19 protein-coding genes and 2 tRNA genes are annotated in these 19,010 nt (G+C 68.8%); 7 read left to right on the plus strand and 14 right to left on the minus strand.

Annotated features, from left to right (window positions below):
- Window positions 1–272: 272 nt before the first annotated feature.
- From ACFVUT_RS33535 to ACFVUT_RS33550, 4 genes are all read right to left on the minus strand, one after another.
- Window positions 273–1,310, minus strand: coding sequence for a hypothetical protein (locus tag ACFVUT_RS33535; RefSeq protein WP_389651063.1), 1,038 nt, complete (start codon window positions 1,308–1,310; stop codon window positions 273–275).
- Entirely contained in the window at window positions 1,310–1,543 is a 234-nt protein-coding gene (locus ACFVUT_RS33540) for a hypothetical protein (RefSeq protein ID WP_389650847.1), read from the minus strand. The genes ACFVUT_RS33535 and ACFVUT_RS33540 overlap by 1 nt, the downstream gene beginning before the upstream one ends.
- A gap of 205 nt (window positions 1,544–1,748) precedes the next feature.
- The gene (locus tag ACFVUT_RS33545; RefSeq protein ID WP_389650850.1) at window positions 1,749–2,672 is read right to left on the minus strand and encodes a hypothetical protein; all 924 of its coding nucleotides are present in this window, start codon (window positions 2,670–2,672) and stop codon (window positions 1,749–1,751) included.
- Window positions 2,673–2,682: 10 nt separating this feature from the next.
- Window positions 2,683–3,078, minus strand: a complete 396-nt coding sequence (locus tag ACFVUT_RS33550) for a hypothetical protein (RefSeq protein WP_389650853.1) — start codon at window positions 3,076–3,078, stop codon at window positions 2,683–2,685.
- Window positions 3,079–3,160: 82 nt separating this feature from the next.
- Here ACFVUT_RS33550 and ACFVUT_RS33555 point away from each other — a divergent pair, with 82 nt between their 5' ends.
- Together ACFVUT_RS33555 and ACFVUT_RS33560 are read left to right on the plus strand one after the other, a co-directional pair.
- Window positions 3,161–6,934 carry a CHAT domain-containing protein gene (locus ACFVUT_RS33555; protein ID WP_389650855.1) on the plus strand — a complete coding sequence of 1,258 codons (3,774 nt, stop codon included), beginning with the start codon at window positions 3,161–3,163 and terminating at the stop codon, window positions 6,932–6,934.
- Window positions 6,935–7,124: 190 nt separating this feature from the next.
- Window positions 7,125–7,214, plus strand: a tRNA-Ser gene (locus ACFVUT_RS33560).
- Window positions 7,215–7,351: 137 nt separating this feature from the next.
- Here ACFVUT_RS33560 and ACFVUT_RS33565 read toward each other — a convergent pair.
- From ACFVUT_RS33565 to ACFVUT_RS33590, 6 genes are all read right to left on the minus strand, one after another.
- Window positions 7,352–7,804, minus strand: a complete 453-nt coding sequence (locus tag ACFVUT_RS33565; RefSeq protein ID WP_389650858.1) for a hypothetical protein — start codon at window positions 7,802–7,804, stop codon at window positions 7,352–7,354.
- Window positions 7,805–8,318: 514 nt separating this feature from the next.
- The gene (locus tag ACFVUT_RS33570; RefSeq protein WP_389650861.1) at window positions 8,319–9,185 is read right to left on the minus strand and encodes a GNAT family N-acetyltransferase; all 867 of its coding nucleotides are present in this window, start codon (window positions 9,183–9,185) and stop codon (window positions 8,319–8,321) included.
- An 88-nt stretch (window positions 9,186–9,273) separates the two neighbouring features.
- Window positions 9,274–9,438, minus strand: coding sequence for a hypothetical protein (locus tag ACFVUT_RS33575; protein ID WP_389650864.1), 165 nt, complete (start codon window positions 9,436–9,438; stop codon window positions 9,274–9,276).
- Window positions 9,435–10,172: a radical SAM protein gene (locus ACFVUT_RS33580; RefSeq protein ID WP_389650866.1), complete on the minus strand. Its 738-nt coding sequence runs from the start codon at window positions 10,170–10,172 to the stop codon at window positions 9,435–9,437. The genes ACFVUT_RS33575 and ACFVUT_RS33580 overlap by 4 nt, the downstream gene beginning before the upstream one ends.
- A gap of 202 nt (window positions 10,173–10,374) precedes the next feature.
- On the minus strand, window positions 10,375–10,704 hold the full coding sequence (locus ACFVUT_RS33585; protein WP_389650869.1) for a hypothetical protein: 330 nt from the start codon (window positions 10,702–10,704) through the stop codon (window positions 10,375–10,377).
- The gene (locus ACFVUT_RS33590) at window positions 10,704–10,904 is read right to left on the minus strand and encodes a hypothetical protein (RefSeq protein WP_389650872.1); all 201 of its coding nucleotides are present in this window, start codon (window positions 10,902–10,904) and stop codon (window positions 10,704–10,706) included. Before ACFVUT_RS33590 ends, ACFVUT_RS33585 begins: the two co-directional genes overlap by 1 nt.
- 123 nt (window positions 10,905–11,027) lie before the next feature.
- Here ACFVUT_RS33590 and ACFVUT_RS33595 point away from each other — a divergent pair, with 123 nt between their 5' ends.
- Both ACFVUT_RS33595 and ACFVUT_RS33600 read left to right on the plus strand, forming a co-directional pair.
- The gene (locus ACFVUT_RS33595) at window positions 11,028–12,431 is read left to right on the plus strand and encodes an XRE family transcriptional regulator (RefSeq protein ID WP_389650874.1); all 1,404 of its coding nucleotides are present in this window, start codon (window positions 11,028–11,030) and stop codon (window positions 12,429–12,431) included.
- Window positions 12,428–13,249 (plus strand): class I SAM-dependent methyltransferase, encoded by an 822-nt coding sequence (locus tag ACFVUT_RS33600; protein WP_389650876.1) that lies wholly within the window; start codon window positions 12,428–12,430, stop codon window positions 13,247–13,249. Before ACFVUT_RS33595 ends, ACFVUT_RS33600 begins: the two co-directional genes overlap by 4 nt.
- 105 nt (window positions 13,250–13,354) lie before the next feature.
- Here ACFVUT_RS33600 and ACFVUT_RS33605 read toward each other — a convergent pair whose 3' ends face one another.
- Entirely contained in the window at window positions 13,355–14,476 is a 1,122-nt protein-coding gene (locus tag ACFVUT_RS33605) for a hypothetical protein (RefSeq protein ID WP_389650878.1), read from the minus strand.
- A gap of 1,079 nt (window positions 14,477–15,555) precedes the next feature.
- Between ACFVUT_RS33605 and ACFVUT_RS33610 the strand changes: the two genes are divergently transcribed.
- Window positions 15,556–15,630, plus strand: a tRNA-Trp gene (locus ACFVUT_RS33610).
- 261 nt (window positions 15,631–15,891) lie between these two features.
- Window positions 15,892–16,104 (plus strand): DUF4287 domain-containing protein, encoded by a 213-nt coding sequence (locus tag ACFVUT_RS33615; protein ID WP_389650881.1) that lies wholly within the window; start codon window positions 15,892–15,894, stop codon window positions 16,102–16,104.
- 68 nt (window positions 16,105–16,172) lie between these two features.
- On the opposite strand, the gene ACFVUT_RS33620 is transcribed toward ACFVUT_RS33615, so the two are convergent.
- The 3 genes from ACFVUT_RS33620 to ACFVUT_RS33630 form a co-directional block, all read right to left on the minus strand.
- Window positions 16,173–16,526: a hypothetical protein gene (locus ACFVUT_RS33620; RefSeq protein ID WP_389650884.1), complete on the minus strand. Its 354-nt coding sequence runs from the start codon at window positions 16,524–16,526 to the stop codon at window positions 16,173–16,175.
- Window positions 16,523–17,113 (minus strand): DUF6232 family protein, encoded by a 591-nt coding sequence (locus ACFVUT_RS33625; protein ID WP_389650887.1) that lies wholly within the window; start codon window positions 17,111–17,113, stop codon window positions 16,523–16,525. Before ACFVUT_RS33625 ends, ACFVUT_RS33620 begins: the two co-directional genes overlap by 4 nt.
- Window positions 17,114–17,256: 143 nt before the next feature.
- Entirely contained in the window at window positions 17,257–18,186 is a 930-nt protein-coding gene (locus ACFVUT_RS33630; RefSeq protein WP_389650890.1) for a bifunctional DNA primase/polymerase, read from the minus strand.
- 368 nt (window positions 18,187–18,554) lie between these two features.
- On the opposite strand from ACFVUT_RS33630, the gene ACFVUT_RS33635 reads away from it, so the two are divergent.
- On the plus strand, window positions 18,555–18,866 hold the full coding sequence (locus ACFVUT_RS33635) for a hypothetical protein (RefSeq protein ID WP_389650892.1): 312 nt from the start codon (window positions 18,555–18,557) through the stop codon (window positions 18,864–18,866).
- The last annotated feature ends 144 nt before the right edge of the window (window positions 18,867–19,010 follow it).

The raw sequence follows: 19,010 nt of genomic DNA on the forward strand, positions 1-19,010 counted from the left end.
CGGGTGAGCCCACCCGCGCGCCGAGCGCCGGCGTTTCGGAGCCGGTTCAGCGCCGGCTCAGCGGTGATTCGGCGCTGGTCCAGCGTCGGACCGGCGGTGATTCGGCGCTGAACCGGCGGTGGTCCAGCGTCGGACCGGCGGTGATTCGGCGGCGATTCGGGAGGCAGTGGGTCAGCCGGGACCGGATTCACGCCGGGACCGGACCGACGCCGGGACCGTATCCGACACCGCTCGGTCGGTCGGTCGGTGGCAGAGGGGATGCCGTGCTTCCTCTACTCGCTGATGTCCGGGTTGTTCGCCAGGATGTACTCGGCGGTTCGCCAGAGGCGGGGCAGGAAGCGGGTCACCTCTTCCGCGCGGTGGAGGAGATCCCCGGTGGAGCTGATGCCGAGGTCGGTGACGGCCGCGTGGAATGCCGGGGCGAGGGCGTCGTGGAGTCCGGGGGCGTCCGCGGCCAGGATGGTGTGGCAGCGGGCGAAGGTCGCGATGATCCAGAAGACGGCTTCGTGAGGGGCGCCGCGGTCGATGAGGTCCTGGCTGCCGTCGATCGCGATCGGCCGTGCGGCCGGGGTGATGTCGCTGCTGAAGAAGAACGGTGTCTCGGCGACGCCGGTGGTGGCGTCGAATGTGTGGGTGAGCGCGCGCAGATGGTGCTGGACGCGGTGTGCGGGCAGGTTCCGGCAGCCGAGGAGATCCAGAAGTTCCGGGTAGAGGCCGAGGCTGCCGTAGCCGGTGAGGACCTCGCGGGCAGCCAGGTAGCGCAGGCGCACGGTGGGGTTGCGCAGGGCGGCGACCAGGAGCACGTGAGTCGTCACACCGGTGGGGAACAGCCAGGAAAGCACCTGCTCGTGGAATGGCGCCGAGGTATCGATCGCCGCGAGCCGGGTTTCGATCCGGTGACGGGCGTCCAGGCATCTGCGGCGGACCCAGGGCCGGGCGGCGAAGCTGCCTGAGACGTGCGCCTGAAGTCTGTGCAGATGGCCGGTGGGGTCCTCGATGACCGTGTCGGTGCGGAAACTGCCGGCCAGGTGATACGAGGCGAGAACCTCTTCGGCGGACGCGAGCTGCGACCAAGGAACGTAGCTGACTTCCAGCAGCGTGTCGCGGTATCGGAGCTTGCCCGGTTTGGCCGGTGGGCCGTCCTGAGCGGTGACGATGACGATGTCGACATCGGAGGAGGGCGCCAGCCAGGCATCGGCGGGGAGTCCGACCGTCGAGCCGCTGAAGTACGCACCGCGAAAACCCGCATCGGGCCGTGCATACCGGGCGACCCATTCGGCCGCGACAGAACGCGCCGACCCCACCTTCATCACCACGCGTCTCCCCTCGCGACGAGCACCAGACTGTCATCATCCCGGTTCGCTGCCGCCACCACCGCCGCCACCACCGCCGCCACCACCGCCGCCACCGCCACCACCACCGCCACCACCGCCACCGTGGGTTGCCCGAGCGGCCCGAGGGAACGGGTCTTGAAATCCGCGATCAGCTTCGCGGGGAGATTCGGGCCAACAACGGAAACTTTCCCCAGCTGATAAAGCTGCACGTGAGAGGGGCTGCCGAGCAGATCGGCAGCCCCTTCGTCACGCCGACTGTCCCACCGTGTCCCACCCGGTCCCACTGTGGATCAGCGCGTGTGTTCAACCTGTGGTCAGCCCGATGGAGTTCAGGGCGAGCGCGTCACTCTGCTGATCCAGGCCCGGGCGACACAGAGGCACCTGGGCCTGCGGCCACAGATGTCACCTGCGCCCTCACTCGGCCTTTCTGAACAGCTCCGACATCCGGTCCCCCGCCTCATGGCCGAGCAGCCCCGCCGAATCCGTCCCGATCAGACCGACCCGCCCGGCCAGTTCCCGGCCGTGGACATCGACGGCGGCCTCGATGAGCCCGGCGAGCGCGGCCAGGGCGTCGCGGGCGCGGGAGCGGGCGACCGCCGCGCAGCCGACGGCGACCAGAGCGGCAGGCCACCACCAGCAGGCGAGCAGGGCGTAGCCCACGGCCCAGGCGGCGAGGCGGGCGGCGACGCTGAAGGAGTTGTGTGCCGACTGGATGTGGCGTACGGCGGGTTCGGGAAGGATCAGCCACAGGCGGGGCCAGAGAGCGGCGAGGTCCACGCCGTAGGCGGCCTCTACGCGGTCTGCCGTCGCCTGCATGCGGTCGCCGTACCAGGTGGGGCGGGTGGGCTCGCGCAGCGCTACGTGGTTGCGGGCGTCGGTGAGGGCCTGGATCCGCGCAAAGGGCTGGGCCCGGGTCGGCACCGTGTCGCCGTCCTCGGCATCGATGCGAACGACGGGGTAGGCCGCATTGAGCTCCTGCTCCCGTCGCCTCCACTTCCGCCTGCGCCGGTCGACGAGGGCGTGCGACAGCGGGTCGCGGGCGAAGCGCAGCCAGTACCGCTCGATCACGCCGCCGAGGAACTGCGCGGAGAGTGAGACCGCGGTCGCGGTGAGCAGGACGAGGGCGACCAGGAGCGTGGCGGTCCCGGTGCGGTCGAGGACGGGGCGGGCGGCGAGGTCGTCCAGGGTGGTGCGCAGCCGGTCGATGTCGTTCCAGTGGCGGTGGCCCAGGGTGGTGCCGACGGCTGTGGCGGCGAGGAAGAGGGCGCCGGGGAGGACCAGCAGGTTCAGCCAGCGTTCGGTGAGTTTGCCGCCCAGGGTGGCGAGGAGAGGGTTCATGCGGGCGGGGTCACTGTGCGGGGCCCAGTCGGCCCTTGCGCATGCGGGTGTCGTTGACGGCGCAGTGCGGGGCAGGGAGCAGGTCGCGGGCTCGCTCGACGCGGGTGCACTGGGCCGGTCCCGGGCATATGGCCACCTTGATGTGGGGCGTGATGCCGGGGACTTCCCCGCCCCGGGACTCGTTGACCAGCCCGCGTGCGTCCCCTGTCTGGCGCAGCAGCATGTCCAGGGCCTGTAAACAGGTGGCGAGTTCGTCGGAGCCCGCGCCTGACCGCAGCAAGTCCCGGGCCCGCTCGGCCGTCTCCCGGACCCCGTGCTGCCGCAGGTCCTCCGACGAGCCGAGCAGCGCGCACAGTGCCGCTACCGCCCTGCGGTCGGGCTGGGGTAAGTCGGGAGATGCCGTCATGGTCCCAGTGTGCCGTAGATCAGGCAGAGTTGAGGGGGAGTTGACGCGCAGTCGGAGGCGACGGCTGGGGGGGGGCGAAGGCGTGAGATACGACCGGGAGTGGTTTCTTGAGGCGGTTCGCGTGCGCCTCGGCCGGGCCGAGACAGCGGACGGGGGTGTGGACGCGGACGTGGTGTTCGGTCCCTTCGCGGATGCCGAACTCCGTGGACTGCTACGGACCTGCGACCTGAGTACCGACATGGAGGCCCGACACGCGGCCGGCTGGCTCTGCGTCGCCCGTGCGATGGCTGACCCGGGCAATGGCGGCGTCGTCCACGGGTACATGTCCGGGGCACTGCTCTACCCGGTGTGGGTCGCCGATCCGGGGCTGGTGCCACCGGAGTTGGCGGCGGGCTACGCGTCAAACGACCCTGCCACGCACCCCGACCCGGCGAACGCGGACGGGCCCAACGAGTGGGCGGCCCTGGTTTCCGCGCTCAGGATCGTGGCGGAGGGACGGCAGCACACCCCGCCGCCGGACGCCTCCGAGGACGACCGCCGGCTCCACGAGATGGCCGTGCTGGTGGCCACCCTGACGCCCTCGCGCGACGCTCAGCTCGCCACCGCGATCGGGCTCGGCAGCCTCGCCGTCCTCGCGACGCCGGAGTACGACCCCTGGTTCCCGAGCCGGCTCAGAGGTGTGACCGGCATCGTGACCCTCGCGGGGACGACGTGGCCGTTCGGGGACCTGACGGACGCGGATCCGGTCCGGTTCGTCCGCAGCTCTCTCAGGCGGATCCCGGCCGACTCCCCCGAACGGCTCCTGGTCCTCGACGGTCTGGGCCGCCTGCTCCTGAGCCGCTACGGGGACTCCCACGATGCCGAGGACCTGCACGAGGCGGTGGGCATCGCGCGGGACGTACCGGCCCAACTGGCGCCCGGGAACCCGCATCTGCCCCACTGCATCTGCGCCTTGGGGAGAGCGCTGTTGCTGTTGCGGCAGGTGGAGGGTGGGACGCCCGAGGAGTTCGACGAGGTGGTGGACGTGTGCCGCCGTGCCTTCGCCGGCCATCTGAAGGGGCCCGCGGCGGCGGGCCACGACCTGGGCACGGCGCTCATCCTCAGGTCGCAGCACACCGGCCGCCTGGAGGATCTGAACGAGGCGATCGCCGTGTTCACCGAGGCGCTGCGGGCGGCAAAGAATCCGGGAGAGACCGCCGCCCTGCACAATGCACTGGGCAACGCCCTGCGCGCCCGCTCCGTCGCGACCGGCTCCCAGGCCGATCTGGACGCGGCGCTCGACCTCATCGACCGAACGCCCGCCTTCCCCCGGACAGCGGACGGCCCGCAACTGCCGCTCATCGCTCCCGCGATGACCCTGTACAACCGCTACCTACGCGACCCGAGAGCGAACGGGGCGGATCTGGACGAGGCCCAGCGCCAGCTGCGGCACGCCGAGGCGCTCATGCGGCCGGGTCATCCAGACCGCCCCGCGGCGCTCGACGACCTCGGCGTGGTGCTGATCGCTTGCTATCAACGCTCGGGAAAGCCGCAGGAGGTGAACGAGGCAGTGCTGGCTCATCGGGAGTCGGTGGCACTCACCCGGGACGGACACGGGTCGCTCGGACTGCGGCTGCTCAACCTCGGCGCCGCGTTGAGTCTGCGGCACCGGCTGACCGAGGACGGCGACGACCTGCGGGAGGCCCAGGAGTGCCGGCGCCGAGCCGCCGCGCTGCCCGGTATGGGCCCCGCGCACCGGAGGGCGCTGCTGAGCTCGACCGGGCTCAGCCTCATGGCGGGCTTCGAGCGTGCCCCCGACCCGGTTGCCCAACTCAACGAGGCAATAGGTCTCTTGAGGGAGTCGCTCGACCTCACCCCGGAGGGAGACCCGATGCTGACCCGACGCCGCCACAACCTCGCCGTCGCCCTGATGGGCCGTGTCTCGCAGACGTCGCGGTTCGACGACGCCGGGGAGGCGCGCGAGCTGACCGATGCGGTGATCGCGGCGCTGTCCGTGAACTCCCCCGACCTGCCGGGTGCCCTCACGATGGCCGCGAGCGCACGGCTCCTGAGCCCCCGCACCCTGCTGTCGTCGGCCGGCCGGGACGAGGTGGTCGCGCTGTACCGCCGGGCGGTCGAGGCCACCCCGCCCGGCCACCCCACGCGCACACAGCGCCTGGCAAACCTCGGCCGCGCTCTGCGCCACGTGGGGCCCCGCCGCCGTCGCAGCCCGACCGATCTGGTCGAAGCGGCCCAGCGGTTCCAGGAGGCGGCCCTGGAGCAGCAGTGCGCGCCCGCCCTGCGCCTGGACGCCGCACGGGCCTGGGGTGACGTCCGGGCGGAACTGGGTGACTGGGACGGCGCCCTGGACGGCTACGTCGTGGCGGTCGACCTGCTGCACTCTGTGGCGCCCCGCCATCTCGTCCGCGACGACCAGGAGTTGCTGCTGAGCCGCACCGTCGGGCTGGGCGCCGCCGCCGCTGCCTGCGCGGTGCGCTGCGGCCGGCCCGGGCTCGCGGTCGGTCTGCTCGAACAGGCCAGGGGCGTGATCCTCTCCCACGCCTTCGACGCCGACAGCGATCTGACCCGGCTCCGGGAGGCCGCCCCGGACCTCGCCGACCGCTTCGAGGAACTTCGGGAGGCCCTCGACACGGCGACCGACAGCCAGGGGTTCCTGGAAGAGGGACCGCCCCGCCCCGACGATGCCCGCGCCGACCTTCGGCAGCGACTGGCCGCCGAGTGGCACGACCTCACCGCCCGGATCCGCGCCGAGCACCCCGAACTGGGCCTGCTGCGTCCGATGCGGGACTGGGGCGAACGCGAGCTGTGCGCGACGGCCGCCGCGGGCCCGGTGGTCCTGGTCAACGTCTCTCCGTACGGCAGCGACGCCCTGGTCGTCACCGAGCAATCCATCGACGCCGTACCGCTCCCGGGCCTCGACCCACGGTCGACGGCAACACGTCGGCAGATCTTCCAGGACGCGCTGATCCGCATCGAGGCACCCGGAACCTCCCGCAAGCAGTCGCAGCGCGCGCAGCAGGACGTACGGGAAACGCTTGCCTGGCTGTGGCAGGCGGTCACCGGCCCGGTCCTCGACCGCCTCCCCGCGGCAACCCGCGTGTGGTGGTCGCCCGGCGGCCTCCTGGGCACGCTGCCGCTGCACGCGGCGGCCCCCGCAGGCGCCGCTCCGGGCGCCCTTGACCGCGTGGTCTCCTCGTACACGCCGACTCTGCGTGCCCTGCACCACGCCCGCCGACGCGCTGCCCGCCCGGCGGGCACCGGAACCCTCGTAGTCAGCGTTGCGCAGGCCACCGGACAGGCCCCGCTCCCCGGCGCACGCCGCGAGGCCGACAGCCTGGCCCGCCTGCTCCCCCGAGCCACGCTGCTGGCGGACGCCACCGCCACACACTCCGCGGTCGTCTCGGCCCTGCCCCGCCACGCCTACGCCCACTTCGCCTGCCACGCCCTGGGCGACCTGGAACGTGCCTCCGGCAGTCGGCTCGTCCTGCACGACCACACCGAACGCCCGCTGACCGTCCGCGACCTGGCCCGACTGCGGCTGCCGTCGGTCCGGCTCGCCTACCTGTCCGCCTGCGGCACTCTGCGCACCAGCCCCGAACTCGCCGACGAGGCCGTCCACATCGTCAGCGCCTTCCAGATGGCCGGCTTCCCCCATGTCGTCGGCTCCCTGTGGCACGTCGACGACCTGATCGGGGCGGAAGTGGCGCTCAGCGTGTACGACACCCTGAACAGCGGCGACGGCACACTCGATGTCGCCCGCACGGCCGAGGCCCTGCACCGCGCTGTACACACCCTGCGCGACACCTATCCCCAGACGCCCAGCCTGTGGGCGTGCCAGGTACACGCGGGGCCCTGACGACTCACCTTCTGGAGATCCGGCTCCTTGAGTCCTGACCCGGAGGCCGGACCGGCGAAGTGGGAGACTCATAGAGGGTCGGCTTCATGGTCAGTCCGGCCACCTGTGGTCAACCTGTGGTCACGCTTCGGTTCCCGAGGCGCCCAGCCGGTACTCTGTACCCCGTCCCACCCCTGGTGGGCGGGGCCGAGGTGGGTTGCCCGAGCGGCCTAAGGGAACGGTCTTGAAAACCGTCGTGGCAGCGATGTCACCGTGGGTTCAAATCCCACACCCACCGCCAGGTCAGAGAACGTACTGATCACAAGGGGTGTCCCGACCAGGGGCACCCCTTCGTCATGGGGCCTGTCTCACCCTGAACCGCCCGTGTGCCGCTATGGATCACCGTGTGTGGACCAGGCGTGGACCGCCACGTGCGCATCAGGTGGCGGGTAACTGCGCGCGCTCACCCTCGGCTTCCACCAGAGGGAGGTCGTAGACCTCCGAGATGGCGCGCTTCGGGGAGAGCCCGAGATTGCGCGCGTAGTTGTACATCGTGGCGATGGTGGCGGCTCGCAGCTGCACGCCGTCCGTCTTTTTCTTGTGCGGCGTGGGAAGGGCCGGGGAGACCACCCAGATCGAGCTGCGAGGGAGTTCCTTGGCTGCCTCAGCTGCCTTTCTTATGCGCCGGACCAGTTCGGGGTCGTCGGTCGGTCGTCGGGCGTTGCTCCGGGTTCGAGGGGGCGGGACGTCCCGGACGGTGCGCGCGCTCCAGGTCGACCAGTCGATGTCGACCTCTGTCACCCACCCCGGCCACCCGTAGAGATTCCGCAGGGTGACGCCGGTCTCGGTGAGGTCCATCTCGATCTCACCGAACCGCATCCCGAATGCCATACGGCCACTATCTCGCAAGCCCGCGTTCGGCACCGTCGCGGTCGTCCGGAGAACACCCTCGATTTTGGCGGGCAGGATCTCCCGGCGATCGCAACGATGCTCGTGCCATGACCAACAGCAACTCCACCCAGGTGCCTGCCGCCCAGCCCCAACAGTCCTACCCGGCTCCCGCAGGCCTGCCGCGGCCCTGCTCCCTCTCCTGATCCTGCTCTTCGTCCTCGTCATCCTCATCATCGGAGCCGGCCTGCTCTACGTGACTATCGCGCATCCCTCGCTCGCGACCCCGCTCACAGTCGCGGTTGCCGGCGTGACCCTTGTCGTCACGATCGCGGGTGCGATCGCCGCCTTCCTCGCCATCGCCAGGAGGTGGATTCCCGACGCACAAACGGTGTGTTCTCACCACCACAGCAAACGAGCGAGCCTGGGACCGTGAACCGGTCCGAGGCTCGCTTCTGCTGCTTCGCCATCAGAGCGCCTCCTTCTCGCCGACCAGAGAAGGTGGCGCGGCCTGGAGCTATGCGGACGTGGTGTGCGTGAAGCCGAGGGAGGTGAGTCCTTCGGCCTGACACAGCCGGTCTGAGGGGCCGTCGACCTCGGTCTGGAGGAGCTGGTAGGCGGCGCCGTGGCTCTGGCCCCAGTGCATGGCGGCCCGCCACAGGACGCGTCCGAGGCCCTGGCCCCGGGTTTCGGGCAGGACGGCGAAGTACTGGGGGAGGAGCTGAGGGCGTCCGATCGCGTCGGGGCGCACTTCCATGGGGCCGATTGCGCCCACGATGCGGTCTTCGATGGCGGCGGCGAGGACCGGGCCGCATCGGTCGGCCTGCATATGGGTGTGGAGGAAGGCCAGGCCATCGGCGGCCATGGCTTCGGCGAAGGGGGCGAATGTCTCCTGCACGGAGGCGGGCCAGTCGGTGACGGGCCGGACCGGGCCGTCGGGGTCGGGGCAGGGGCCGGTGGTGAAGTCCTTCAGATGGATGCGGGTGCCGTGCGGGTGTGCGGTCTCGGGACCGAGGGGTCGTACGACCCGGGCGCCCGCCACGTCGTGCGTGGCGGCGAGCTTCGCGGCCAGCTCGGCGGCCTCCTCCACGACACTGTCGCGGAGCCCGTAGGCGAAGACCTTCACAGTGCCGCGTCCGCGCCGGGTCAGCGTGGGAATGAGAGTGTGCTCGGGCTGGTGAACCACGTCCTCGCGGAGGACGTTCTCATCCTTGTCACCTCCCCAACGCCGGTCCTTGTCGTAGGGCAGGTAGTCCCCGGTGTCGGCCGCTCGCAGGATGTCCTCGAACATGCTGACGGTCAGGGCATCGGGACGGACGGGCCCGAGGGTCGGCACGATAGGCGCGGTCAATACGGGCCGGAGCCAGTCCCAGCGGAAGAACATGAGCGGCACCCTAACGGTGTGCCGGTCAGGGTTCAGGCCCCGACGCGAGCGCGCCGGGGCCTGAACGGAGTTGACCGGATGAGGTCGGTCAGTGGGGGTTGTCGTCGCCGGCGTCGCAGGAGCACTCCGCGCTCTCCACGATCACGTCGAGGTCCTGGACGGCAGTGATCGACACGGTCGCGACAGGCGGGGCCGCGCGGCGGGCCGAGTCCGGCGGGCCGGGGAGGATGGTCACCGGTACGGGCGGGGTCATGAGGCATTCTCCTTGTCTCCGTGCTGGCAGTAGCTGTGCAGCGGCGCCTTGGCCTCCTGGTAGTGCTTGGCCAGGGGGCGGCAGACCCGGCAGGTGCCGGACAGGGCGCAGCCCTCGCACCCTCCGGTGCGAAGCATGAGGCGGTCGGCGATGGCGCCGAGCCGGGTGAGGCCGTCGATGCCTTCGGTCACCAGCCGGTAGGGCGGGCAGTCCCGGAAGAGCTTGAGGAGGTCCGGCCGCCAGAGCAGCGAGCCGTCGGTGGAGATGGTGAGCATCATCCCGGCCTGCCAGGCGTACCGGTAAGCACCCTGGAAGTCCGGGTCCATGGTGGGCTCGCCGCCGGTGATCTGGAGCCAGAGGACACCGGCCTCGCGCATGATGTCCAGCAGCCGCACCTTGCCCTCCCAGCCGAGGCCGGAGAAGGGTCGCTCGCCGAGGTAGCAGTGCTTGCAGCCGAAGTTGCAGCCGAGGTTGATCTCCCAGGAGGCGCGGCAGTAGCCGTACGGGGACGGTTCGCGCACCAGCACTGTGCCCTGCGCGGGTCGGCCGCCCAGGTCCAGGCCCCACACATCGGCGGCCGTCTGCACCGCCCAGGCAGGAAGCGACTCACCGTCGGCGGCGGCCTGACGCAGGCCCTCGAAGTGGTCGGCGGAGATTCGGGCGCCGGCCCTCGCTCCCTGCTTGAGGAGAAGGTGTCCGTCGAGGAACGGGGAGGCGATCAGAGCGTGGGCCATCGGTGGCCCTCCTTCCGGATCACGGAGCGGGACAGCACAGGGGACTCCTGGCGGCCGGCGCGGCAGTGGATCTCGCCCAGGCCGTTACAGGTACCGCAGGTCCTTCCGGTCTTTCCGGACGAGTTGGCGCCGCTACCACCGCAGTCCCCGCACTGTTCGTTGCGAGGCGAGCTAGGGCGCCGGGTCTTGTGCGGACTCGCAATCAGCCGGTGCACGAGACCTCCTCCAGGGCGTCTTCCCAGGTGTGCTGCTTGGCGTGGTCGGCGAACAGACAGCAGCCCTCACCGTCGGGCCCCGGGGCGACCACCGGGCAGTCCGACAGCACGACAAGTTCCGCCTCGTCCGTCCCGTGCCAGCGGAGCCACAGCGCGGTCCCGTACGCCCCGGCGTCGGTGAGGAGACCGAAGTGCTCACCCTCGTCGTGCGCGGACAGCTGGCACTGCACCGCCCTGTCGATGTATGTGGCGGCCGACTTCTCCCGCGCTTCCCGTGCCAGGTCGAGGGGCACCCGGCGCCAGTGCGCGCAACTCATCACGACACCATCCGGAAGGACGCGAGGGCAATCCGGGCCTGCTGCGAGCACCGGGAGCAGACGCACGGCGGGTAGCGTCCCGGACTCTCCGGGACCACCGAGTCCTCGCCCACGCGTACCTCCGTGAGAGGCCCCCACGTCTGGCCGGAGTCGCGGGAGACCCGCAACGTCATCCGTACGTTGTCCTGTCCGTTCGCCATGGCCAGGAGCATCGCGATCCGTGGGCCCGGCCAGAAAGGCCAAGCGGATTACCCAACTTGGATAACATCACCCTCGGTTGACCAAGTGCAGCGATCCGTAGTCCTCATGCCGGAGCGTGCCCGATGCCCGAGCCATCTCGCCCGAAGGAACTCCCGGTCAGCCTGCTCACGGACCCAGTCATGATCGATGCATGCCAGGTCAGAGACTTCGGCCGCATCTTCCAGCTGGTCAAGGCACGAGCAGGCATTTATCCGTCCATGATCGCGCGACGCTGCGACCTGACCCCGAGCCGCGTGGGCGAGGTGATCGCCGGACGGCGGCAGTTGCTGCACATGGACGTGATCGAACGGATCTCTGACGGGCTACGCATCCCCGGACACATGCTCGGACTTGCCCGACGCTCCTGGGAGACGCCACCCAGCCTGACGGTCACACCCCGCCAACCGGCCGAGGTACCGGCCTCAGCCGTCGAACCGCTGATCGCCGGACTACCGGGGGCGGACGAAGATGCCCGATCCTCAGCCGCCGATACGGAACTCTCTGCCAGGCTCGCTCGTCACGCGGCGGAGACCAACGTCAACACGCTCGTACTGGAGCAGTTCGATGCTGATGTTGACCGACTTGCCCGGGACTTCGTCAGCCGGCCCCTGCCTCTTCTGATCCCGGAGATTCGCACAGCTCAGGGTGGAGTGTTCCAGTTGCTGGAGGGCCGACAGCACCCCAGTCAGACCCGTCACCTGTACGTGGTTGCGGGGTGGCTATCCGGTCTTGCGGCCCATGTGTCGCTTGACCTGGGGGACCGCTCCGCCGCAGCTACACATGTCCGCACTGTGGTGCAGTGCGCGGAGATCTCGGAGCACTCACCGTTACGCGCATGGGCACGGTCGTTCCAGTCACTGGCCGCTTACTGGGCAGGGGACTACCGGCGGGCAGGAGACCTTGCGCAGGCCGGGCAGAGCGAGGGCCGAGGCCCTGGTACGGGAACGATCAAGGCTCGGCTGCTGAGCTTGGAGGCACGGGCCCGCGCAGCCGAAGGGGACAACCACAGTGCGCTGAGGGTACTTGCACTGGCCCATGAGGCACGAGGTGATGCGGAACCCGACGAGTTGCCTGGGGTCTTCTCGTTCCCCGAGGCCAAGCAGTGGGCCTACGCCGGGACCACCCTGTTGGCCGTCGGGGGCGACGAGCAGATCCGGCACGCTATAAGCGCGTCCAATCGTGCCGTGGAGCTGTACCAGGCCGGGCCGGAAGGCGACCGCTCCCCCGGCGATCTACAGGCCGCCCATCTGGACCTGGCCACGGCCTACCTTGCCAGCGGTGACGTCGAGGGAGCCGGTGCGAAGCTCTCGGAGGTGTTCGGCGCCGAGGGCTACACGGCGAGTATCACCATCAGGCTTCGCAACCTGGCCGCGCTCCTCGGAAGCGAGCCGTACCGTGGCGCACAGTCGGCAGTCGATCTCCGCGCGCACATTCACGAGGTGGCCGTCCGGCCCGCTTTCGCCAGCAACCCTACGGAGCCCCGATGACCGCCCAGCCCACGCATGATCATTTGGTCACCGATCGCAGCCTTCTTTCCACCAAGGCGTACGGCACGGGTCAGCACCTGGCCGCCCGTCAGTCCCTCTACCAATGGCAGACCCCGAGCCACGACCTTCCGGGCATCGTCGTGAACGAACTGACCGGCATACGCGGTGCGGTCGCGGACGTGGGTTGCGGTAACGGGAAGTTCGTCGCCCGGCTACGAGAGGACCGTCCCGACCTGAACGTGCTGCCCATGGATGTCTCTCACGGCATCCTCGGCGCCATTCCGGGAGCCGTCGTCGCGGACGTCCAACAGCTGCCCATCGCGGATGGAGTCCTCGGCGCGGTTCTTGCGCTGCACATGCTGTACCACGTTGAGGACCAGTCCCAGGCCGTGCGGGAGTTGGGCCGTGTACTGGCACCCGGCGGCATCGCGATCGTCTCCACGAACAGTCAGACCGACAAGCGGGAACTGGAGCACCTTTGGCGCCGGGCTGCGGGCGATGTGCTGGGCATCCAGGAGGGCCCAGCCCGAGTGCAGTTGTCCGCCCGCTTCACCCTGGAGGACGCGCCAGCGATCCTCGGTACGGTCTTCGGCGAGATCCGCACGATCTCCCTTCCCGGTGTGATCGAGGTGACCGACGCTGAACCGGTCGTCGCGCACCTGGCCTCGTACGAAGCCTGGGCCGACAAGATGGGCGTTCCGTTCCGGGAGACGATCGAGCGCGCGCGGGAGCGGGTCAACGAGACCATTCGGGCAGAGGGTGCTTTCCGTGTCACTTGCCTGGGCGGCATACTCGTATGCCAAGGAACACGGCGGTAGAACCCGCGCATAAATGCCGGTGTGCTGCTATGTGCGCGTCTCCAAGGCTGATGGGCGGCTGCATGCCGTCTTTGGGTCTCGATCTCAATTGTGCGCGACCTGAAACTAGAAAGGAACCTCGTTCGCCAGTTCCAGCAGTCTTTGGGCCTCAGGGTGCATTCCTGCGTCACTGAGAACGTGAGAGAAGTCTGCGCGCTTACCCTGGGGAACGGATATCAGTAGAGATTCCAGTTCTTTGCGTGGGTCGATGCCTGGGATCTCTTCTTCTCTCAGGCAGGAAATCAACCGCAATAGTCGCTTCGGTCCACCTTTTTGTGCCGAATGCAAGATAAGTTCTCGATCGCTTAGGAAATTGTCAGGGAATGCTCCGGCGGTTGCCAGTGCGACTCGCGGCCATGAGTGCATTCCGATAGCCTCAGCGAGTTTGTTGGCGTCGTCCTTTAGCGTGGCTGCGCGTAGCGCTCGCAGGGTGTCGGCCAGGTCTGACCTGGTACTCCCCGGCCACTCGCCCTTGCCTGCGAGTGCGTCAATGAAATTGTCTGCGTACCAGTAGCTGCTCTCCCCGTCATGTCGACGTAGTGCGACGAGAAACTTCGGAATCTCGACAGCAGGTTTAGCTAGCAGACACATTGCAAAGTATCGGTTGGCGACGTTTTCCGCCTCTTCTTCGGTGATTGAAGTGAGGATTCGAACCGTCTGTTGGACTGGCTCGTGGACAGCTAGGTTCAGAAACCCCTGGAAGTCCATCTGCGCGTTACCAAGTGCCACGAGTACGGTGGGTAGCCAGGTTTCTAGGGGGCGGTTTATCCCCTCGGTTGCGATGTGTGCGATATCTTCCATGCCGGCGTTTATGAGTGGGGAAATTAGCGATTCAAGTTCAGGCAGTGTGGTCTTCTTCTGGTTCTCGGCGCTGCCGTGCTCCGCTTTTGAGGTGGGCTGAATTCGAGGCTTGGGAGGGTGCGCCGCTTTTTCTCGCCATGCTTGCTCATCGACATCCGCAGGGGGAAGTGGAGCGCCGATCGAACGGGCGTAGTCGGTGCACGCCTGAACCAGAGCCAGTACCTGAACCATTTTTAGAGCGCTGCTGCCGGAGAATTTATCCTGAATTGAGGCGCGGCTCATTCGTCGGCCTTGGCGATCGGTGAGCCTCTCTAGGTCCCGCAGTGAGGGGTTGCCGGCTCGAACGCGCAAGCGGCCCAGCTGTTTCGCGAGAGAGTCGTCGTCCATCGCCTACCCCCGTTTCGTGTCCGACATTGCCGGGTGTCCAGGGTCGTCCAGTAGCAGCCGGAACTGTCCAGATCAGTTCGTCTCAGACTAGGTTGCGGCGCGCCGACTGTCCGGGGTTCGGCAGAAACGTCCGAGGTACTGGTGGACAGCTGCCCTGCACAGCTTCCCTGGGAGGAGTGCATCAACGGACGCGTTGTCAGACGCGGAAAGGGGCATGGACGTAGTGGAGGTAACCCTCACGCTTTGGGTTCTAGCCGGCTCAGGTGTGGCCAGCGTGGCGCTGTTTGCCGCCAAGGGCCTGCTTGATCAACTGCCTGGAGTCTTCGACTCCTGGCACGCTGCGCGGCGCGCGTGGCGCGGAGACCCACCACGCTCAACCGAGCTTGAGCCAGGTCAAAGCGTGGGTGCGTTGGACCGCTCCGGCGCCACCCCTGTGTCAGCACCTGACTCGCGCTTCTAATCGACCAGTGGACCAGGTGTGGACCGCGGGAGGTGCTGCTGGATCCCGGGAGCCGGGAACGAGCAGGTCAGCCACATCTGAGACGCAGCCCCAGCACTCTCTTGAAAACCGTCGTGGCGCGAGTCACCGTGGGTTCAAATCCCACACCCACCACAGAAGGCCGGTGCGTGCGCTGGTCGGAAGGGGCGTCCCTGACATGGGGGCGCCCCTTCTGCATGCGGCCTGTCTCGCATCGATCAGCAACCCTCCCCGTCGGATCCGGGGCTGACCGCCTGGCAGTCCGGCAACACGACCAGTTTCACCGTCGGCCTCGCCCCACCGGAACCACAGCGCGGTGCCGTACTCCAGGTCGTTGAGCAGGCCGTAGTGGTGACCGCCGTCGTGCGCGGACAGTCAGCCGGCAGTGAACGGCACTGTCTGCGCATCCCGAGGCCGACCTCTCCCGCGTTTCCCGTGCCAGGCCCAGCGGCAGCCGCCGCCGGTGAGGGCACCGCATCACGACACCATCCGACGGGAACCCGGGGACGTGAGATGTGGGCGTGGTGCGGACGTGAAAGACCGGGCCCGGTCGTCGCGAGACTCCTGCCGTAGCGAGACTCCTTAGGATGGCGGAGGGGGCGGAGCCGTAGCGCAGAGGTCGTCGCGCGCGGTCTCCAAAATCGCGAGGACATCGGTTCGAATCCGGTCGGTTCCGCCTTCCCGCCGTGTTCGGTGGCTCTGCGGTGTTCCGGCCGCTCTTGTTCGCGATACGCAGGGCGTGGAGCACAGGGCTGTCCTACCGCAACGGCCTTCTGAGGCAACCACGGCAGTCGAGGACGTGGACTCGATGCCGTCTGATTTCGTTGTAGAGCGATGAGTTCCGTGCTCTTGTGCAGTCGTATGTGTGACCGGGCGGAGCCGGAAGAGGCACCGTCGGCCCGGGAGCACTTCGTACACACGGATGGGATACCGCCGAATGACCGAAGCAGTGAAAGGCCCTGCCAGCTACTTTCCTTCGATTGAGAAGAAGTACGGCCGTCCCATTGCGGATTGGAAGGGCATCATCCGCGCCTCGTCCCTGAGCAAGCACATGGAGCTGGTCTCCTGGCTCAAGGCCGAACACGGACTCGGGCACGGTCATGCCAATGCCCTCGTCGCTCACACGCTCGCAGAGGACAGCAACAGGTAGGCGGTAGTCCGGCGGAGGCTGCGGAGGGGCGTTGCGGCAGGTCGGGTGCCGGGCTGCCGAGCACCGTCCTACCGTGCGCCCAGCAGCCCCAGGACCTTGTCGACCGCGTCGGCGACCGGCTGGCCGAGCGCTCCGACGGTCGCGGCGATGGTGGCCACGGCGATCAGGGCGCGGTGCCGCTCCTGCGGAGCGCTCGTGCCGGAGGCGATCGCAGGCAGGGAGTCGTCGATGACCTGCGCGCTCGGGGGCGCGAGCTCGCCGCGTAGTCCCTGGAGCAGCCGCACCAAATCCCCTATCGCCTCCAAGAGTTCCGGGGACTGGTGCTGGTGTTTGACGATGCCCGTGTGGCCCGTACCGCCGTATATGTGGACGTTGTCGCCGTGGATGTTGTTGCCGTAGTGGTAGGAGTCGCCGTTGCTCACTTGCTTACCCCCGTGTTGAACATTCCTCCGTACATATTCACGTTGTCACCGAAGTGGTAGTTCTTCGGATTGACCAGTACGCGCTCCACGCGCACCTGGAACTCGGCCTCGGGGTTCTCGATGGCGTGGACGAGGTAGTGGACGAGCTGGCGCAGTTGGTCCGGATTGGGCAGGGTGACCAGTGCGCTGGAGGCGCTGGTCGTCTCGACGGCCAGTACGTGTTCGGATGGCGCGGCCAAGTCCTTCACCAGATGTACGACCAGACCGATCGCGATCGCGAGGGCGAGGAACCACAATGCGCCCGCTGAATCGTTCGAGCTTCCGCCGTCGAACGATGAGTTGTCGTTGGCCGTTTGAAGCACGACGAACGCCACGAACGTGGCGCCGAGCCATTTCAGGAAGCTCATGAAGGCTTCCATGCGCTTGGGCCTGAGTTCGAAGGTGTGGACCCGAGTGATGTTGTGCAGGGGATAGGCCGCCTCTCCCACCCACAGCAGGCGTCTGCTCACCCTCAGGTCGACGCCGGTTCCGGAAGGGGGTGGCGGCGGCATGGGCTGTGGGGCTCCCGCGGCCCCGGTGTTCTCCATGAGTTCCCCCGTATCGGTTCCGCGTCCGTATTCGGCTCTGCGCACGTATGGGAACCAATACGTACGCGCTCCACGCGCTCCATGAGAGACCAAAAACGGCCAATGTCGGCGTGTGGTGCTGTCCGAGGTGTGGGTTGTCCGGTTTACGGGGCCGTCTCCGGTCCGTTTGGACGGCTTCTGCTGAGGCGGGCCGCCGAGGCGATGGTGGCGCGGGCTTCGCGTTCGGTGAGGCCGGTGTGGACGGCGGCGTGGGTGAGGGCGTCCGCCAGGGCGTCCCCGAAGCCGTGTTCGTAGGCGCGGCAGGCTGCCCAGAAGAGCCGCGTGTTGCGCTGGCCCTCGCGTGCCGCGAGGACGAACCGGACCAAGCCCCGGCCCTGGTTCTGGTCCCGGTCCCGGTCCCGGTCCCGGTCCTGGTCCTGGCCGGGTCGGTCGGTCGGGTGGTGAGGGCGTGCGGGGGGCGTGAGCAGGTGGAGGAGTGCGCGGGGGCAGGGGGCCGGCGGGAGGTCGGCGGTGCCCGGGGCGAGCCGGTAGGTGCCATATGCGGTGACCGAACCGGGGCCCACCAGGTAGCCGCCGGCGCCGCGGATGTCGATGCCGGGGGCGAGCCGGCTCGCGGAGTTCGGTACGGGAACACCGGGCGGGCCGGTCAGCCAGATGTGGCGGCCGCCGCTCGGCGTGAGGACCGTGGTGGTCGGCGGGATGGTGAACAGGTGGAGCAGGGCCAGCCGTCGGAGGGAGGTGGTGGAGTCGTTGCGGCCGGTGGTGTCGATGTCCAGATCGATGCCGATGAGGTGGTGCGGGGGCCTGCCGCAGGCGATGCCGTAGCCGGTGGCCCAGGGCGCGGCGGCGAAGAGGGCGCGTAGGGCGGCGGGGTCGGTGGTGGCGTCGTGGACACCGTGTCCGGGAAGGCCGCAGGTGCCCCGGCAGGCGGCCGGCCGGTCTTCGTGCCGGTGCGGGGAGGGCAGGGCGGGGAGCTTGCTCGCGGAGAGGGGGATGACGGGGAGCCCGCGCTCGGCTGCGGCGAGTGCGTGGGCGAGGGCCAGAGTGGCGGTCTGCCGGTCGCGGATGGCCATGACTCTATTTTCGTACATGCGTTCGACGAAGGGAAGGGGGCGGGGTGTCGGTCGGGCGGGTGCCGGAACGCTTCTCCCCTTGGGCGGCAAGGGGCGAGCGGCCTGGAGCGTGACGGACCGTGGCAGAAGAGGGCGGAAGAGGGTGGGGAGGAGGATGGGCAAGGGGGCGGGGGAACGGGGTGTGCTGGTGCTTCGGGGCGTGAGGGGGTTTATCGGGCGTTCCTCATACGTGCGGGGGAACCGGGGCACCCGGGCGGTTTGCCGGGGGGCCGGTGGGCAGCTTTGGTTCCGCGACGTCGTGACCCATACCGAGGCGGTCGGCCGACTGCCTCGGGACAAGCCGTCTTTCGGTTCCTGGAGGAATTGACATGGCAAGCATCCGTACCGCTCGTGCCCTCGCCGCTGTGGCAGCCCTGCCTCTCGCCGCCGCGCTCTTCGGCGGTGTGGCCCAGGCCGACAACGGCTCGTTCGCGAACGACGGATCGAACGCGGCCGTTGCGACGGTCGCCGGCAGCGGCGTCGGTGGCAACAACTCCGGCATTTCGTCCACGTCGCAGCAGCAGGCCGTCGGCTCCGGAGCGTCGAACCAGAGCAATTCCGCGCAGGTGAACGGGTCGGCGTTCACCGTGATCCACCAGAACAGCGACAACGTCGCGGTGCACTTCACCCCACTCTGGTGATCCGCGGCCGGTCGGGGGGTCGGGCCACGGCTGGTTGAAGCGCGGCCTGTGCGGGGGCACTTCGGTGCTCCCGCACAGGCCGTTTCGTGTTGTCGGGGGGTGGGGGTCGGGGGGTCGGGGGGTCGGGGTCGGAGGGGTCGGACG

It is taken from the genome of Streptomyces sp. NPDC058051 (assembly GCF_042885475.1).
GTDB lineage: Bacteria > Actinomycetota > Actinomycetes > Streptomycetales > Streptomycetaceae > Streptomyces.

Bases quoted from the DNA above. Each gene is read 5' to 3' on its own strand.
- ACFVUT_RS33595 (WP_389650874.1), top strand. From the start codon at position 11,028: ATGCCCGAGCCATCTCGCCCGAAGGAACTCCCGGTCAGCCTGCTCACG.
- ACFVUT_RS33585 (WP_389650869.1), bottom strand. From the start codon at position 10,704: ATGAGTTGCGCGCACTGGCGCCGGGTGCCCCTCGACCTGGCACGGGAA.
- ACFVUT_RS33630 (WP_389650890.1), bottom strand. From the start codon at position 18,186: ATGGCCATCCGCGACCGGCAGACCGCCACTCTGGCCCTCGCCCACGCA.
- ACFVUT_RS33615 (WP_389650881.1), top strand. From the start codon at position 15,892: ATGACCGAAGCAGTGAAAGGCCCTGCCAGCTACTTTCCTTCGATTGAG.
- ACFVUT_RS33545 (WP_389650850.1), bottom strand. From the start codon at position 2,672: ATGAACCCTCTCCTCGCCACCCTGGGCGGCAAACTCACCGAACGCTGG.
- ACFVUT_RS33600 (WP_389650876.1), top strand. From the start codon at position 12,428: ATGACCGCCCAGCCCACGCATGATCATTTGGTCACCGATCGCAGCCTT.
- ACFVUT_RS33575 (WP_389650864.1), bottom strand. From the start codon at position 9,438: ATGACCCCGCCCGTACCGGTGACCATCCTCCCCGGCCCGCCGGACTCG.
- ACFVUT_RS33580 (WP_389650866.1), bottom strand. From the start codon at position 10,172: ATGGCCCACGCTCTGATCGCCTCCCCGTTCCTCGACGGACACCTTCTC.
- ACFVUT_RS33625 (WP_389650887.1), bottom strand. From the start codon at position 17,113: ATGGAGAACACCGGGGCCGCGGGAGCCCCACAGCCCATGCCGCCGCCA.
- ACFVUT_RS33570 (WP_389650861.1), bottom strand. From the start codon at position 9,185: ATGTTCTTCCGCTGGGACTGGCTCCGGCCCGTATTGACCGCGCCTATC.
- ACFVUT_RS33550 (WP_389650853.1), bottom strand. From the start codon at position 3,078: ATGACGGCATCTCCCGACTTACCCCAGCCCGACCGCAGGGCGGTAGCG.
- ACFVUT_RS33605 (WP_389650878.1), bottom strand. From the start codon at position 14,476: ATGGACGACGACTCTCTCGCGAAACAGCTGGGCCGCTTGCGCGTTCGA.
- ACFVUT_RS33590 (WP_389650872.1), bottom strand. From the start codon at position 10,904: ATGGCGAACGGACAGGACAACGTACGGATGACGTTGCGGGTCTCCCGC.
- ACFVUT_RS33635 (WP_389650892.1), top strand. From the start codon at position 18,555: ATGGCAAGCATCCGTACCGCTCGTGCCCTCGCCGCTGTGGCAGCCCTG.
- ACFVUT_RS33565 (WP_389650858.1), bottom strand. From the start codon at position 7,804: ATGGCATTCGGGATGCGGTTCGGTGAGATCGAGATGGACCTCACCGAG.
- ACFVUT_RS33535 (WP_389651063.1), bottom strand. From the start codon at position 1,310: ATGAAGGTGGGGTCGGCGCGTTCTGTCGCGGCCGAATGGGTCGCCCGG.